14 protein-coding genes are annotated in these 16190 nt (G+C 38.3%); 6 read left to right on the top strand and 8 right to left on the bottom strand.

Features of this window, described 5'->3' with window-relative positions; translation table 11 throughout:
- The 5 genes from BLR37_RS06480 to surE all read right to left on the bottom strand — a co-directional run bounded on the left by BLR37_RS06480 (position 1) and on the right by surE (position 7015).
- Positions 1–3039 carry a SusC/RagA family TonB-linked outer membrane protein gene (locus BLR37_RS06480; protein ID WP_090766049.1) on the bottom strand — a complete coding sequence of 1013 codons (3039 nt, stop codon included), beginning with the start codon at positions 3037–3039 and terminating at the stop codon, positions 1–3.
- Between the two features lie 334 nt (positions 3040–3373).
- The gene (locus tag BLR37_RS06475; RefSeq protein WP_090766046.1) at positions 3374–4378 is read right to left on the bottom strand and encodes a LacI family DNA-binding transcriptional regulator; all 1005 of its coding nucleotides are present in this window, start codon (positions 4376–4378) and stop codon (positions 3374–3376) included.
- Positions 4379–4694: 316 nt separating this feature from the next.
- A complete protein-coding gene (gene lpxB / locus BLR37_RS06470) occupies positions 4695–5798 on the bottom strand; it encodes a lipid-A-disaccharide synthase (RefSeq protein ID WP_090766043.1) in 1104 nt (367 codons plus the stop codon).
- Between the two features lie 80 nt (positions 5799–5878).
- Positions 5879–6151 (bottom strand): stationary phase survival protein SurE, encoded by a 273-nt coding sequence (locus BLR37_RS06465; protein WP_090766040.1) that lies wholly within the window; start codon positions 6149–6151, stop codon positions 5879–5881.
- A 15-nt stretch (positions 6152–6166) separates the two neighbouring features.
- On the bottom strand, positions 6167–7015 hold the full coding sequence (gene surE, locus BLR37_RS06460; RefSeq protein ID WP_090766570.1) for a 5'/3'-nucleotidase SurE: 849 nt from the start codon (positions 7013–7015) through the stop codon (positions 6167–6169).
- A 222-nt stretch (positions 7016–7237) separates the two neighbouring features.
- On the opposite strand from surE, the gene BLR37_RS06455 reads away from it, so the two are divergent.
- Positions 7238–10171 carry a M16 family metallopeptidase gene (locus BLR37_RS06455; RefSeq protein ID WP_090766037.1) on the top strand — a complete coding sequence of 978 codons (2934 nt, stop codon included), beginning with the start codon at positions 7238–7240 and terminating at the stop codon, positions 10169–10171.
- Positions 10172–10298: 127 nt separating this feature from the next.
- Here BLR37_RS06455 and BLR37_RS06450 read toward each other — a convergent pair whose 3' ends face one another.
- The 3 genes from BLR37_RS06450 to acs form a co-directional block, all read right to left on the bottom strand.
- Entirely contained in the window at positions 10299–11303 is a 1005-nt protein-coding gene (locus BLR37_RS06450; RefSeq protein ID WP_090766034.1) for an LLM class flavin-dependent oxidoreductase, read from the bottom strand.
- 154 nt (positions 11304–11457) lie between these two features.
- Entirely contained in the window at positions 11458–11643 is a 186-nt protein-coding gene (locus tag BLR37_RS06445) for a CsbD family protein (RefSeq protein ID WP_025145117.1), read from the bottom strand.
- A 156-nt stretch (positions 11644–11799) separates the two neighbouring features.
- Positions 11800–13698: an acetate--CoA ligase gene (gene acs, locus BLR37_RS06440; protein WP_090766031.1), complete on the bottom strand. Its 1899-nt coding sequence runs from the start codon at positions 13696–13698 to the stop codon at positions 11800–11802.
- A 122-nt stretch (positions 13699–13820) separates the two neighbouring features.
- Between acs and BLR37_RS06435 the strand changes: the two genes are divergently transcribed.
- The 5 genes from BLR37_RS06435 (at position 13821) to ftsY (ending at position 16167) form a co-directional block, all read left to right on the top strand.
- Entirely contained in the window at positions 13821–14312 is a 492-nt protein-coding gene (locus BLR37_RS06435; protein WP_090766028.1) for a hypothetical protein, read from the top strand.
- 94 nt (positions 14313–14406) lie between these two features.
- Entirely contained in the window at positions 14407–14640 is a 234-nt protein-coding gene (gene rpmB / locus BLR37_RS06430) for a 50S ribosomal protein L28 (protein WP_010599806.1), read from the top strand.
- Positions 14641–14684: 44 nt separating this feature from the next.
- The gene (rpmG, locus tag BLR37_RS06425) at positions 14685–14867 is read left to right on the top strand and encodes a 50S ribosomal protein L33 (protein ID WP_010599807.1); all 183 of its coding nucleotides are present in this window, start codon (positions 14685–14687) and stop codon (positions 14865–14867) included.
- A gap of 98 nt (positions 14868–14965) precedes the next feature.
- Positions 14966–15121: a DUF4295 domain-containing protein gene (locus BLR37_RS06420; RefSeq protein ID WP_010599808.1), complete on the top strand. Its 156-nt coding sequence runs from the start codon at positions 14966–14968 to the stop codon at positions 15119–15121.
- Between the two features lie 83 nt (positions 15122–15204).
- Positions 15205–16167 carry a signal recognition particle-docking protein FtsY gene (gene ftsY, locus BLR37_RS06415; protein WP_039478945.1) on the top strand — a complete coding sequence of 321 codons (963 nt, stop codon included), beginning with the start codon at positions 15205–15207 and terminating at the stop codon, positions 16165–16167.
- The last annotated feature ends 23 nt before the right edge of the window (positions 16168–16190 follow it).

Below are 16190 nucleotides of genomic sequence, written 5' to 3'. Positions count from 1 at the left end.
TTAAAAACCAAGATTAACACCGAACACAAAACTTCTGGTTGTTGGATAAGGACTTCTGGTATCAATACCTAAACTGCGTCCATTAATTTCCTGACCCAAGCCTGTATCTTGAATCAAATCAGGATCGTTACCTGTGTAACCAGTTAATAATGCCAGGTTTTGACCAACAGCATATAAACGTAAGCTTCTAACTGCCTTATCTTTAAACTTGAAAGTATAGCCTAAAGTTACCTCATCAACTTTTAAGAAACTTCCGTTTTCCAAATAATAATCAGAATACATATACGTATCATTGATTTCTGCATATTTGGTAAAAGCACTGTTTAGTAAGTTACCCTGTGTTCCGAATTTGTTTCCATAAGATAAAGCAACCGTGTTTAATACATCAAAGTCTAACTTACTTCTTAAGAAAATCCTCAAGTCAAATTGCTTGTAAGTAAAAGTGTTTCCTAGAGACAAGTAATATTTCGGAATTGCATTTCCAATGACCTGTAAATCGGTTTGATCGCGGAAAGGAGACGTATTAATTTGCGCATTTGGCACCGCTTGACCAGCACGATTAGTAAATAACCATTTACCATCTGGCGTGAAGCTGTTAAAACGTTTACCCCAAAACTCACCAATGTTACGACCTTCGTATGTACGGAACGCGTTCCCAAGATCACCTGCACCACCAATACTTCCAAATTGTTCCATATCTCTTCTGAATTCATCATTTGAAAAAGTTACCAGTTTATTATCAATGGTACTTCCTGCAAAATCAACATTCCAAGAAAAGTCTTTATTCTTTATTGCGGCATAACTCAATGTTAATTCAATACCCTTTGCAGAAATTGTACCTACGTTTGTATAAATACTATTTGCAACATATGGAGGTTGTGGAGATGTATACGTATAAAGTAAATCTTCAATATCACGTTTGAAAACATCAACAGAACCACTCAATTTATTGTTGAATAGGGCAAAATCCAATCCTAAGTTATATTCCTTTTTACGTTCCCATCTTAAATTAGGATTTGGATTACGCGATGGGCCGTAAGTTTGTAACCATTGGCCTCCAGGGAAAGGATAAAGATTACCTGTACTTAAGGTTACTAAAGATGCATAGTTTGCGAAGCCTGAGTTACCAGTTTCTCCATATCCCGCTCTAATTTTTAAGAAATTAAGCCATTTGGCATTTTCCATAAATTTTTCGCGGGTAATTTCCCATGATGCAGAAACTGCAGGGAAACTTGCCCACTTATTATTGGCTCCAAATTTTGACGATCCTTCTCTTCTTAGTACAGCCTCTAAGTTAACTTTACCATCGAAGGTATAGTGCACGCGACCAAATAAAGCGATTAAGGTATTATCATTTTTATTACTGGCAATACCGATTCTGTTTACTGCAACTGGCACACTACCCAGGTTATTTTCCCCGAAAATATCGTTTGTATAACCGCGATTGTTTGCACTGAAAGATTCGTTTACTTCATAACGGTAAGAATAACCGATCATACCAGTTAAACGATGTTTATCTTTAATCGTTTTACTATACTCTATTGTTGGCTCAAAGTTAAAGTTTTCATTTAACTCAGTCCCTTTGTAAGCATAGCCACCTCCTGGTGCATCACCATTCTCTACAGAATTTTGACTTCCAAGTAGACGATATTGATTATCGATATACTGATTTCTCTGATAAGCAACAAATGCTGATGCTTTCAGATCTTTCATAATGTCAATGTCTATTTTACCATCAACGGAATAAGTTTGCTGGTTTCTTTTACTTGTTTCTTGTGCTAAACGAGCAATCTCATTTGTAATATTCCTGGTAAATAAATAAGAACCATCAGGATTATAATATGATTCAGTAGGATTTTTGGTTAAAACAGTTTCCCAGCCACCGCCACCTAATAAATTGGCTCTATTGATGTTCGAAGCAACATTAAACATAGCAGTAACTTTATCTTTAAAGCCCTTTTGTGTTAAGCTCATTCTAAATTGATATTGTTCTCTGCTGTTTTCTCTTGCAAAACCATCTAACTTATTGTAAGTAAATGATCCACGATAGTTTGATTTATCGCTACCTCCAGAAACTGATAAATTTTGATAGTTCGTTAAATTATCTTTATTAATAAGATCGTCAAAATAATTAAAGTCGCCACCGTAATCCTTCGCAGTATATTGTCCAGCTGCAATTTTTTCCCTGAATTGAGTTGCATTCATGAAATCAGGACGTTCGTACAATGTTTCGTGCTTGGCGTAACCATTGTAACTGAATTGAGCAGCTCCTTTGCGGCCTTTTTTAGTAGTAACCAAAATTACACCTGCATTAGCTCTGGTACCGTAAATTGCTGCAGCAGAACCATCTTTTAATACAGTAAAAGATTCGATATCGTCTTGTTGCAACAAATCTAAATTACCGCCAGGAATTCCATCAATTACAATAAGCGGGCTCGCTGTACCCGAAATTGAAGTCACACCACGAAGCTGAATAGCTACGCCAGTATTGGGATTTGAGCTACTCCTGGTAATTTGTAAACCAGCAACTTTACCTTGTAATAAATCTAAAGCATTTCTGGCACCACTTTGCCTGAATTGAGTGGTGTCTACTTTAGTGATAGCAGATGTTAATTCTCTTTGACTGCGGCTACCATAACCTACCACTACAACATCATCCAGCTTGGTATCAGCAGATACCACTAATTTGATATTTAATGTGGTTTGGTTTGCTATGGTGATGTTTTGCGTTATATAGCCTACGTAGCTGATCCTGATCAGATCGCCTACATTCGCTTCTATGTTAAACTTTCCATTTACATCGGTTACAGCACCTTTACCTGAAGTTACATTCTTAATACCTACGCCGGGTACTGGTTGATTGCTTTCATCGAGAATAGTTCCTGAAACGATCTTTCTTACCGGAGCATGCAGCAATAATTTGCTCTCGCCCGATCGTCCTCCTGTAACTCCCAATTTTGCGTTCATCGAAAACGCAGGGCTGTTTAGCAGCACAATGGCAGCAGACAGCCCCGTAATTTTGAGTAAATTAATTTTCATTAACGGTTTTGTTTTAATTATAATTGATTAGTTATTGTTTTCTGGTGTTGTTTATCTGCGAGAGCGATAACCAGACAGGGCTAGTGCCTGATATGTATGTTATTGTTGTAATTAAGATTTGATTGGATAACCACAGACAATCGCGATGACAAGACTCATACCTGTGCTTGATACAATCCCTTAATAATCAGCAGGGAATTGGTGTAATGCTCATAAAAATTTAATCCGGTAAGGCTAAAACGTTTTAGCGCATCAATATTAAGTATTATAATTATTAATAAAACGTTTTAGTAAGTAAAAAAAATATGACAATCGACAACAGACCGACTTGCTGTTAGTCTCTGAGTACTAAACGGGCGGGGATAATTACCTCTTCTGCAGGCAATTTAGCTTTTGAAGAAAGCTGGTTTAAGATCATTTTAATAATGGTTTCGGCGATTTCTTCCAAAGGCTGCTGAATGGCCGAAATGCGTGGGGTATGCAATTCGAAAGCTTCGTGGTCATCGTAAGCGATAACGGCGAAATCGTCGCCTATTTTTTTGTCGATTTGTTTCAAAGCCTTTAAACCACTAATAGCCAGGTAATTGGTTGCAAACAATACTGCATCTACTGCTTTGTGCTGCAATAATTTCTGGATTTGGGCAATGGTTTCACTCTCCTCCTGGTTGAAATGGATTTTTAAAACCAAATCTTCGTTGTATTTGATTCCACTATCTTCAAGCGCTTTTTTATAACCTTCTAAACGCTCGGTGATTTGGGCTACATTAATATCGATGGTAACCAATGCGATGTTCTTTTTACCCTGGTCGATAAAGTTTTTGATCGATTGGTAAGAAGCATTAAAATGATCGGCACCTACATAACTGGTACTGATGTCGGGAAGGTTCCGGTCGAAAAGAATTACCGGATTACCGTCATTCATCAGCATTTGGATATCTTCTTCAATCCCTTTTATGGGCGAAATGATATAGGCATCTACCTTGCGCGATTTAAACATATTGATCAGCTCTTTCGCTTTATCTATACTGTTTTCGGTGCTCGAATAGATAATTTTATAACCTCTTTTGTATGCTTTATCTTCAATCAGCCTTGCTATACGAGAAAAGAAGGAGTTGGAAATATCTTCGATAATTAAACCAATAATATTCGAATTTCCGGTACGCAGGCTCCGTGCAATCTGATTGGGTTTATAACCACTCTCTGCAATAATTTTCTCTACTTTTTCTATTACCGCCTCACTAATCGACTTCTCTTTTGCTTTTCCGTTAATGATAAAAGAAACTGTAGTGATAGATACGTTTGCTTTAACGGCGATATCTTTGATAGAAAGCGATTTCATGTGCTGGGGAGTTCTATTAGGTTAATATTTCAAAACTAAACAAAAATTATAGTTTTTAAATTTTTGCCAACTTAAAAGACGCAATTTAACATTTTTTATGTTAATCGTTTTAGAAAGAAAGAGGAGGGAATAATTATCTTAAAGTTTATTTGAATAATCATCAGATAATGTGAAAAACCAGCTATCACACACCTTATTTATTCCTACCTACGACAAGTTATGTGAGAAAAATCGATATTCCCGCGAAAGCGGGAACTTAAAGCTAATGCATCGGATCAAGTTAGGCATGACGGTCCGCTTAACACAAGTGAATAATTTAACTTAAATACCCCTTAATCAGCCGAGCGGTTTTTGCCGATGCACCTGGTTTACCCATCAGATCCAAAAGCTCGTCATAACCAGCAAGCATTTCGCTTCTACCTTTGCCTTCAATGATCAGATCTAACTCCTGGTTTATCTTTTGTGTATTACAATCTTCCTGAATCAATTCCGATACGATCTTTCTATTTACAATGAGGTTAACCAGCGAAATAAATTTAATTTTAATCACCAAACGGCCAATCGCAATAGAAATGGCACCGCCTTTATATACCACCACCTGTGGTACTTTAAATAAAGCAGTTTCTAAAGTGGCTGTTCCCGAAGCTACAATTGCAGCATGGGCATGGTGCAACAGGTTATAAGTATTATTAAAAACCAAAACAGCTTTTTTATCACCCATAAACTGCTGATAGTATTCGGCAGTAAAAGTTGGTGCAGCAGCAATTACAAATGTATAGTCGTTGTGATTTTCGACCACACTTAACATTACAGGTAGCAGTCGTTCTATCTCCTGTTTCCGGCTACCAGGCAATAAGGCTATAATTTTTTGATCGCCCAATTGGTGCTTCTCGCGAAAAGCCAGATCAGGTGTAAACTGAGCAATTTCATCCAGCAAAGGGTTGCCTACATAATCTACCTGCATGCCCCAGGTTTTATAAAAATCTACCTCGAAAGGTAAAATGCAAAACATGTGATCTACAATCCTTTTGATTTTAAGTACCCGTTTCTGGTTCCAGGCCCAAACTTTTGGCGAAATGTAATAACAAACTTTTATACCATGTGCCTTGGCAAACTCGGCAATTTTGAGGTTAAAACCTGGAAAATCGATCAGAATCAATACATCAGGTTTCCAGGCCAACAAATCTTCCTTGCAGGCTTTCAGGTTTTTAAAAATGGTACGCAGGTTAAAAATAACTTCAGTAAAACCCATAAAAGCCATATCGGCATAGTGTTTTACCAGCTCCCCTCCTTCTGCAGCCATTTTATCGCCACCAAAATAGCGGAATACAGCATCACCGTCTTCGGCTTTTAAGGCCTTCATCAGATTTGCGCCATGTAAATCGCCCGATGCTTCTCCGGCTACAAGGTAGTATTTCATAGGTTATATGTAAGATGTGAATGGATAACGGCAGATATAAGGTAAGCCCCATCCATCCCACTTATTCCATTTTCCATCATTTAAGAAACTTTATAGGCAAAAAAAGCAAAGGCACATAAAAATGTAGCCGCCAAAATGCCCCGCCCGATATTTTCCCTGTTGTATTTAAAAAAGTACTGCATGGTATAGGCATTTATAGCAATACCACCAATATAAAGCAAATCGGCTTTTGCCAAAGAAGCCACATGGTGAATGATATACCAGGCCATACTGCAAAGGAAAGCCGGCAACAATAAACCAATGGCCAGACCAGCCCAAACCGAGTTGTTTATTTTCATTAACTGTTCGTTCATGACAGCAAAATAGCCTTAACCTAAATTAATGCCATCAGGTGCCGAAACCTTTGTAGCTGTGCCAACCTGTTTAGACGAGCCTTTTCCTGCTGTAAAATTCCAGGAATTAAGCGTTTGAATGGCATGGTGTGCCGTTAAATCGAACTGAACCGGAACAATAGATACGTAACCGTTTTCTAAAGCCCAAACATCGGTATCTTCTCCTTTATCAAAGTTTTCGAAAACGCCGGTAAGCCAGTAATATGGGCGTTTGTAAGGATCGGTTCTTTCTTCAAATTCTTCCATCCACTTGGCATTGGCCTGACGACAAACTTTAACACCCTTCAGGTTATCACCTTTCGGGAAATTAACATTTAACAGCGTGCCTTCGGGCAAGCCATTTTCAAGTATCTGTTCGCAAATATTTTTGATGTAAGGTTTGGCATGACTAAAATCAGCATCAGCGGCAAAATCATCCAAAGAGAAACCCACAGATGGAATTTTCTCAATAGCACCTTCAACCGCGGCCGACATGGTACCCGAATACAGTACATTAACCGAATTATTTAAACCATGGTTAATTCCGGATACACATAAATCGGGCTTTTTGCCTTTAAAAATTTTATTAACGGCAATTTTAACACAATCAACAGGTGTACCGCTGCACTTATACATTTCAACGCCTTCGTAAAGCTCAACCTTATCAAAACGGATGGGTTTGCCAATGGTAATGGCATGGCCCATGCCACTTTGCGGGCTATCGGGAGCAACTACTACCACATTGCCCAGCTCCTGCATTACTTCCATTAAATTCTTTATACCTGTAGCTGTAATTCCATCATCGTTTACAACTAAAATATTCGGTTTTGTGCCCTGCTTTGTCATGCCGGTAAAAATACAGATTATAAATTCAAGGCACAATAAACTTGCTTTATATGCTAAAATCATTTATTCCTGTGTATTTAGTTCTGAAATGAAAAAGTATTTCATAAGCTAGCGGAAAGCATATATATTTGAACAAATAACTTATTAAAAATGAATGCTGTATTTTATCAGATCATAAAAAACTAAAATACAAGCGCATGATCATAAACCAAAACCATTTCAATGAAATTCAAACTATTTACATTGGCTTGTTTTCTGATTACGGGTTCTATTGCGAAAGCACAGACCACCTATCAATGGAAAACAGGAACCTCGGGCGGCTTTACATATAAATATGTAACCAACGACCCTACTAAAACACGTTTTTACACGCTAAAAAACGGTTTGACAGTAATTTTATCGCAAAACAACAAAGAGCCTAACATTACCTATAAAATGGCGGTAAGGGCGGGTAGCAATACCGACCCACGCACCAATACCGGTTTGGCGCACTATTTAGAGCACCTTTTGTTTAAAGGAACCGATAAGTTTGGAACATTAAACTATGCTAAAGAAAAACCACTTTTAGATAAAATTGAATCGCTTTACGAAGTTTATAATAAAACTACCGATCCTGCAAAACGTAAAGAGATCTATAAAGAAATTGATAAAACTTCTGGGGAGGCTTCGAACTACTCTATTGCAAACGAGTACGATAAGATGATGAAATCAATCGGCAGTGGCTCTACAAACGCACACACCTCGGTTGAAGAAACAGTTTATGAAGAAGATCTTCCATCAAACGCCATTGATAAATTTTTAGCTGTACAGGCCGAGCGTTTCCGCGCACCGGTTTTCCGTATTTTCCACACTGAGTTAGAAGCAGTATACGAAGAGAAAAACATTGGCATGGATAACGACGGACGTAAAATGTACGAAAAAATGCTTTATGCTTTGTTTCCTACACACAACTACGGTCAGCAAACGACCATTGGTACCATTGAGCATTTAAAAAACCCTTCGTTGGTCGAAATCAGAAAATATTACAACAAATATTATGTGCCTAACAATATGGCCTTAATCATGTCGGGTGATATTAATTATGATGAACTGATTAAAAAAATCGACAAAGATTTTGCCTACATGGTTCCAAAGCCATTTACGCTTTATAATCCGGCTCCTGAAAAACCTTTAACTCAGGTACAAACCGTTGATATTTACGGTCCAAGTGCCGAGAATTTATATGTTGCTTACAGAGGTTTCGCTCAAAACACGCACCAAAGCTTATTGCTGGATTTAATCGGTAGTATTTTATCTAACGGCAAAGCCGGTTTAATGGATATCAACATCAACAAACAACAAAAAATGTTGCGTGCTGGTGCAGGTTATAACTCGATGAAAGATTATGGTATTTTCATTTTATCGGGATCGCCAAAAGCGGGACAAAGTTTAGAAGAAGCACAAAAATTATTATTAGAGCAGGTAGAATTACTTAAAAAAGGTGAGTTTGATGAGAGCCTGATTAAAGCCACAGTGGCTAACATTAAACTGGCTGAACTGCAAGGTTTCGATAATAATGATGTACGTGCGGATGCAACCATGAATGCCTTTATCCAAAACCGTGGTACTGAATGGGATAAAACATTAGCTTCTACTGATGCGATGGCCAAAATAACCAAAAAGGAAATTGTAGATTTCGCCAACAAGTTTTTCATCAACAATTATGTTTCTATATTGAAACACAAAGGCGAAGATAAAAGCATTGTTAAAGTAGAAAAACCTGCCATTACTGCGGTTAAAACCAATGTAAACGAGGTTTCTCCATTTACCAAAAACATTATTGCTGCACCAGTAAAACCAATTGCACCTAAGTTTTTGGATTATACCAAAGACCTTAACTTTGGTAAAGCAGGCATTGCCGATGTAATTGCTGTACAAAACACCGAAAATGGTATTTTCCGTATGAGCTACCGTTTTGATATGGGTTCTTACAATTACAAATTATTGCCTTATGCAGCGCAATACCTATCGTTCTTAAGCACTGATAAATACTCTGCAGAAGATATTAGCAAAGCTTTTTACAACATTGCGTGCAGCTATAACGTAAATGTAGGTACTGATGTAACTACCGTTTCAATCAGCGGCTTACAGGAAAACTTCGAAAAAGCAGTTGCTTTGGTAGAAGATGTTTTGGCTAACTGCAAACCAAACGAAAAAGCCCTTGAAGATTTAAAAGGACGTTTATTAAAATCAAGAGAAAACGCAAAACTAAACAAATCATCAATTCTTGGTGGTTTAATGAGCTATGCACAATATGGTGCAGTTAACCCTTTCAATTACGGTTTAACTAACGATGAGATTAAAAACATGAAATCGGCCGACCTGATTTACATCTTACATAATCTTACCAATTACAAACACACCATTACTTATTACGGTCCTAAAACACTTGCTGCATTCTCAGCTGATATTGTGAAAGCACACCCTTTGGCTAAAGAATTTACAGATGCTGCCCCAATAAAGAAATTTACCTACACCAAAACCGATTCGAACAAAGTTTACTTTGCAGACTACGATATGGTTCAGGCAGAAATCCGTTGGGTACGTAATGCAGGTTTATATGATCCGGCTAATGCGGCAAAAATTGCTTTATTTAACAACTATTTCGGTGGTGGCATGGGTTCGGTAGTATTCCAAACCATCCGTGAATCTAAAGCGCTGGCTTATTCTACTTTCGCGGTATATTCTTCGCCAAACAGCAAGGATAAAGAAAATGCCATTGTTGCTTACGTAGGAACCCAAGCCGATAAAATGAATGAGGCAGTAGCAGGCATGAACGAATTGTTAACTACTTTACCAGAGTCTGATAAATCATTCGCGCTTTCTAAAACCAACTCGTTGAATGGTATGGAAACCAGCCGTATTACAAAAGATGGTATCATTTACAGCTACCTTGCAGATAAAAAATTAGGTTTCGATCACGATTCGAGAATTGACGAATATGCCAACCTGAAACCACTTACTTTTGCAGACGTAAAATCGTTCCACCAGAATAACCTTTCGGGCAAACCTTACAGCTATTGTATCGTTGCTTCTGAAAAGAAAATCAACATGGCCGATTTAAATAAATTTGGTCCGGTAACGAAATTAAGCCTGGAGCAAATTTTTGGATACTAGGAAAGCTTAAAGACCAAAGCGAAAAGCTTAGATGCCCTTAGGGTGTCTGAGGTGGTGAAAAGGCTCAAAGCAAAAAAAGAAAAGCGTTCTGATCTCTTATCAGAACGCTTTTTGTTTAAAAGATCAATTATCCGAAAACGCTGGCGAATAGCTTATTCGAATGCAGTTTTGCCTCATGATCGTATATATGAGAAGTGCTCATGATTTCGTTCACGCCATGTTTAGCAATAAAGCTACTCAACTCAGTTTTAATAGTCTCGGGGCTGCCAATAAAAGAATAATACAGCATTTGTTCTACTGCTTCTTTTTCAAGCTGATCCCAGTAAATATCAATATTATCAACAGCAGGTTTCAACAACTCTCTTTTACCGGTAATTACCCCTAAAAACATTCTTTTAACTGAAGTAGCCAAATGGTTAGCCTCTGTATCGGTATCCGCAGCAACCACATTCACACAGGCCATTACATAAGGCTCCTGTAAAAATTTAGAGGGTTTAAAATTATTGCGGTAAATGGCGATGGCCTGCTCAAAGTAAGCTGGTGCAAAATGGCTGGCAAAGGCATAAGGCAAACCTTTTTCTGCCGCCAACCGGGCGCTATCAGTGCTCGATCCCAACACCCAAATCGGAATATCAAGTCCTTCTCCGGGAATGGCGCGAACATTGGCTTTATTGTTTTCGGCCGAGAACAACCTTTGCAGCTTATCAATATCACCCGGAAAATTATGTACCGCGTGCATATTTTCGCCCCTGATGGCCATTGCGGTAACCTGATCGGTACCAGGAGCCCTGCCTAAGCCCAAATCGATCCGATCAGGGTAAAGTGAAGCCAGTGTACCAAACTGCTCGGCCACAATTAAAGGTGCGTGGTTGGGTAACATAATGCCACCAGAACCTACACGAATAGATTTGGTACCTCCTGCAATAAAGCCAATTAACACAGCAGTGGCCGAACTGGCTACACCAGCCATGTTATGGTGTTCGGCAAACCAGTAACGCCGGTAACCCAAATCTTCTGATTGCTTGGCCAAGGCTAGACTGGCTTTAAAAGTATCGGCGGCTGTATGGCCATCCAAAACAGTGGCCAGATCGAGTACCGAGAAAGGTATATTTTTTAATGAATTAGCATCCATGGTTATCCGAAATTATAATAAGGGCAAAAGTATTCTTAAAACCTTCAACTACCTTCGGTTAGCCCTACTTATGACCTAAAGGCTACATTAACAAAAAAGCATAAACAAAGAAAGCAGCCCAATTTGGACTGCTTTCTTTGTTGCATGACTACTATTAGAGGGAATTTATCCACTTTACCAGCTCTTCCCTGCCTTTTCCCGTTTTTTGTTGCAGTTTCCCCAACAACTCATCGTCTTGTCCCTCTTCATGTTTTAAATCATCATCTGTTAAATCGGCATAAGCCTGTTTAACTTTACCCTTTATTTCATTCCACTTTCCTTTTAATTCTAACTTATCCATGCGTGTATGTTTTTCTAAATGTTAATGTTATATCTAAAAAACAGGCAAAGCTGATTATTGTTTTAAAAAAACAGATAGGGAAGCAAATACGCTGCACCTAAAAAAAATGCCTCCGGGTTTTCCGGAGGCATGGTATATTTCTTGATTTTACATCAATTATTTTAGCGCTTTAGCCGCTTCGATAATCTCTTCCACAACTGCCGGATCCAGCAAAGTAGAAGTATCGCCTAAATTGCTGGTATCGCCCTCGGCTATCTTCCGCAAAATTCTGCGCATAATTTTACCTGAACGGGTTTTCGGCAAACCAGACACAAATAAAATCTTATCAGGCTTGGCAATGGCACCAATTACACGGGTAACGGTTTGCAGGATATCTTTTTTAGAAAGATCAGCCTCGCCATGCATTTCAGGATAAATTACAAAAGCATAAATTCCCTGCCCCTTAACATCGTGCGGATAACCCACAACAGCACTTTCTACCACACCAGCATGCATGTTAATGGCATTTTCTACTTCGGCAGTACCAATGCGGTGTCCCGAAACATTTAACACGTCATCCACACGACCCGTAATCCGGTAATAACCATCAGCATCACGCAAACAACCATCTCCGGTGAAATATAAATTCTCGTAAGTAGAAAAATAAGTCTGCTTGCAACGTTCGTGGTCGCCATAAGTAGTACGCAACATGCCTGGCCAAGGGAATTTAATGCACAGGTTACCCGTTACATCATTCCCGGTTATTTCGTTACCATTTTCATCAACCAAAATAGGCTGAATACCTGGTAAAGGCAAAGTAGCAAAACTAGGTTTGGTTGGCGTTACGGTAGCAATAGGCGAAATCATAATGCCCCCGGTTTCCGTTTGCCACCAGGTATCTACAATAGGCGCTTTACCATGACCAATTTTCTCATCAAACCAATGCCATGCTTCTTCGTTTATTGGTTCACCTACAGAGCCCAATACCCTGATTGTACTTAAATCTTTACCATTTAAAGGCTCTTCGCCAAAGCTCATTAATGAACGGATGGCTGTAGGTGCGGTATATAAGGTATTTACTTTATGTTTTTCTACAATATCCCAAAAACGAGATGGGGTTGGGTAAGTTGGTATGCCCTCAAACAACACAGAGGTTGCACCTTGCGAAAGCGGTCCGTAAACAATGTAAGAGTGACCGGTAATCCAGCCAATATCAGCGGTACAGAAATACACTTCGCCCGGCTGATAATTAAATACGTTGGCAAAAGTATAACCTGCGTAAACCATATAGCCCCCACAGGTATGTACCACACCTTTGGGCTTACCGGTCGAACCCGAAGTATAAAGAATGAAAAGCATATCCTCTGCATCCATTTCTTCCGCTTCGCAAATATCGTTCACGTGTTTAACCTCATCTTCCCACCATACATCACGGCCTTTCAACATGGAAACAGGAGTACGGATGTGGGTTAAAACGATACATTTTTCTACCGTTGGGCAACCAATCAAAGCGTCGTCAATTACATCTTTAAGCGGAATTTGTTTATTGCCCCGGTACGAACCATCGGCAGTAATTACCAGCTTACATTGCGAATCGTTGATCCGGTCGGCAATAGATTTGGCTGAAAAACCACCAAAAATAACCGAATGTACTGCACCAATACGCGCACAAGCCAAAACCGCAATAGCCAGCTCAGGTACCATAGGCATGTAAATGCAAATACGGTTGCCTTTTTTTGCGCCATTACGTTTTAACACATTGGCAAAGCGGCAAACGCGCTCGTGCAACATTTTATAGGTATAGGTAACGGGTTCTTCTTCCGGATTGTTGGGCTCCCAGATAATCGCGGGTTTATCGCCATTGAGTGCAAGATGACGGTCTAAACAATTCTCGGTGATATTAAGTTTAGCGCCTTCAAACCACTTGATATTCGGCTCGTTAAAATTCCAGGACAATACCTTGAACCAGGGTTTACGCCATTGAAAGTTTTGCGCAACCTCACCCCAAAACTGCTCGGGGTTTTCTACGCTTTTCTTATAATCTTCTTCGTATTGCTTAAAAGATGTAATTTGCATTGCTCGTTTTTATATTTTGGATTAGTGGCGGCTAATTTAAATAAATAAAAATAAGGAGAAATAGTTAAATCGTATCAAAATGAATATCAAACGTTTGATCAAAATTATTTATTTTTACAGGTATGAAGAAATTAATTAGCTCAGTATTATTTTGTTTTTTATTAACGCTTTCATTTCAAGTGTTTGCGTCTGAAAACCTATTCACTAAAACAACAGACACACTAAAAAAAACCAGTCAATATTTATTGATCAGTAAAACTGAAAATATAAATGAAGTTTTTATTAGCAGGAATAAAAAATCTAAGGAACAGGTTTTATACCTAAAAATCGGTTTTATGAGTACAGATGCAAATTCAAATACTGTTAAAACTGCAATATTGCAGGGCAATAAGCAATATGGTGAAGCTACAAACCCAACCATTTCAAATGTAAAAATTCTTAAAGGAAAGTATGTTGATATGAAGGCCGAAACAGCTAGCAAAACAGCAACACTTTATACCTTAACAAACCCGGAGTTCCCTCTCCATCTGGTTGTAGAATTTATGGGTGAAAGCCTTGATTTTGAACTTTTAGAACCTGGAAAGTGGGATATAGATGTAAATTTAAAAAAATAACACACGCCCTCTTGTCTTTTACAATTATTATTCAGATATTTGCACACTCTTAAAAAAATTAAGCGACGATATTTAACAACTATATTTACAAGTCATGTCAAGAGTTTGTGATTTAACAGGAAAAATGGCAATGAAAGGTAATAACGTATCACACTCGAACGTTAAAACCAAACGCAAATTTTATCCTAATTTGAAACTTCAGAAATTTTATATCCCTGAAGAAGACCGTTGGATTACGTTGAAAGTTTCTACTTCAGCGATTAAAACCATCAATAAAGTGGGTATTAGCGAAGCAATCAACCGTTTCGTAAAAAAAGGATTTTTGTAAAAAACATTAACTGTTGAGATTAACAGTTTACAACTAATATTAAAATGGCAAAAAAAGGTAACAGAGTTCAGGTTATTTTAGAATGTACTGAGCACAAAGAAAGTGGCATGCCAGGTATGTCTAGATATATTTCTACCAAAAACCGTAAAAACACTACTGAGCGTTTAGAATTGAAAAAATTCAACCCGGTATTGAGAAAAGTAACCGTACATAAAGAAATTAAATAGGTTAAGGATAAAAGACCAAAGCTTAAAGACTAAAGCATTTTGCAAGTCTTAAATCTAATGTCTGATATCTCAAATCTAATAATTAAAATTATAAGAACATGGCAAAGAAAGTAGTTGCAACCCTTAAAACAGGTACAGGTAAAGAATATTCGAAAGTAATTACAATGGTAAAATCACCTAAAACTGGTGCTTACTCATTCAAAGAGCTTATCGTACACAACGACCACGTAAAAGATGCTATTGCATCTAAATAAGGTTAATATTTTTTAATATTGAAAATATTACAGGCCGTTCCGTTTTAACCGGGAGGGCTTTTTTTGTTATATAAAATTTAGATATGGGCTTATTTGACTTTTTCAAAAAGAAAGAAACCGCACCTGAAGCTCAGGAAGCACTGGATAAAGGTTTAGAGAAAACAAAAGACGGTTTCTTTAGTAAAATTACCAAAGCTGTTGCCGGTAAATCTGCTGTTGATGATGAAGTACTCGATAACCTCGAAGAAGTGCTGGTTACTTCTGATGTAGGTGTTAGTACCACCTTAAAAATCATTAAACGTATTGAAGACCGCGTTGCACGCGATAAATACCTGAATACTTCGGAGCTGAATTTTATTCTTCGCGATGAGATCCAGTTACTCTTATCAGAGAATAACAGCAACGATTTCCGCCAGTTTGAATATGGCGACCATAAGCCTTATGTAATTATGGTTGTGGGCGTAAATGGTGTTGGTAAAACCACTACTATTGGAAAGCTTGCCCATAAACTTAAAGAATCGGGCTTAAAGGTTGTTTTAGGTGCTGCTGATACTTTCAGGGCTGCCGCAGTTGACCAGATTAAACTTTGGGGCGAGCGTGTAGGTGTTCGGGTTGTGGCGCAGGCCATGGGCTCAGATCCTGCTTCTGTAGCTTTTGATACACTACAATCGGCTGTTGCCAACAACGAAGATGTTGTAATTATCGATACAGCAGGTCGTTTGCACAACAAAATCGGCTTGATGAACGAGCTGGGTAAGATTAAACAGGTAATGCAAAAGGTAGTTCCGGGTGCACCTCACGAGATTTTACTGGTACTGGATGCCTCAACCGGCCAAAATGCCTTTGAGCAGTGTAAACAGTTTACCGAAGCCACTGATGTAAATGCTTTAGCCATCACCAAATTAGACGGAACAGCTAAAGGTGGTGTAGTAATCGGTATTTCCGATCAGTTTAAAATTCCGGTTAAATATATTGGTGTAGGCGAAAAAATTAATGATTTGCAACTCTTCGATAAAAAGGAGTTTGTGAATAGTTTGTTTAAGTAAACTATCAACCATTCGTCATGCTG

This window comes from Pedobacter soli (assembly GCF_900101435.1).
GTDB lineage: Bacteria > Bacteroidota > Bacteroidia > Sphingobacteriales > Sphingobacteriaceae > Pedobacter > Pedobacter soli.
The sequence above is the reverse complement of the archived record's forward strand: the minus strand, read 5'-3'. Positions and strand labels throughout refer to the sequence as shown.

Coding starts and splice junctions, on each gene's coding strand:
- BLR37_RS06480 (WP_090766049.1), bottom strand. CDS start 3,039: ATGAAAATTAATTTACTCAAAATTACGGGGCTGTCTGCTGCCATTGTG.
- BLR37_RS06475 (WP_090766046.1), bottom strand. CDS start 4,378: ATGAAATCGCTTTCTATCAAAGATATCGCCGTTAAAGCAAACGTATCT.
- lpxB (WP_090766043.1), bottom strand. CDS start 5,798: ATGAAATACTACCTTGTAGCCGGAGAAGCATCGGGCGATTTACATGGC.
- BLR37_RS06465 (WP_090766040.1), bottom strand. CDS start 6,151: ATGAACGAACAGTTAATGAAAATAAACAACTCGGTTTGGGCTGGTCTG.
- surE (WP_090766570.1), bottom strand. CDS start 7,015: ATGACAAAGCAGGGCACAAAACCGAATATTTTAGTTGTAAACGATGAT.
- BLR37_RS06455 (WP_090766037.1), top strand. CDS start 7,238: ATGAAATTCAAACTATTTACATTGGCTTGTTTTCTGATTACGGGTTCT.
- BLR37_RS06450 (WP_090766034.1), bottom strand. CDS start 11,303: ATGGATGCTAATTCATTAAAAAATATACCTTTCTCGGTACTCGATCTG.
- BLR37_RS06445 (WP_025145117.1), bottom strand. CDS start 11,643: ATGGATAAGTTAGAATTAAAAGGAAAGTGGAATGAAATAAAGGGTAAA.
- acs (WP_090766031.1), bottom strand. CDS start 13,698: ATGCAAATTACATCTTTTAAGCAATACGAAGAAGATTATAAGAAAAGC.
- BLR37_RS06435 (WP_090766028.1), top strand. CDS start 13,821: ATGAAGAAATTAATTAGCTCAGTATTATTTTGTTTTTTATTAACGCTT.
- rpmB (WP_010599806.1), top strand. CDS start 14,407: ATGTCAAGAGTTTGTGATTTAACAGGAAAAATGGCAATGAAAGGTAAT.
- rpmG (WP_010599807.1), top strand. CDS start 14,685: ATGGCAAAAAAAGGTAACAGAGTTCAGGTTATTTTAGAATGTACTGAG.
- BLR37_RS06420 (WP_010599808.1), top strand. CDS start 14,966: ATGGCAAAGAAAGTAGTTGCAACCCTTAAAACAGGTACAGGTAAAGAA.
- ftsY (WP_039478945.1), top strand. CDS start 15,205: ATGGGCTTATTTGACTTTTTCAAAAAGAAAGAAACCGCACCTGAAGCT.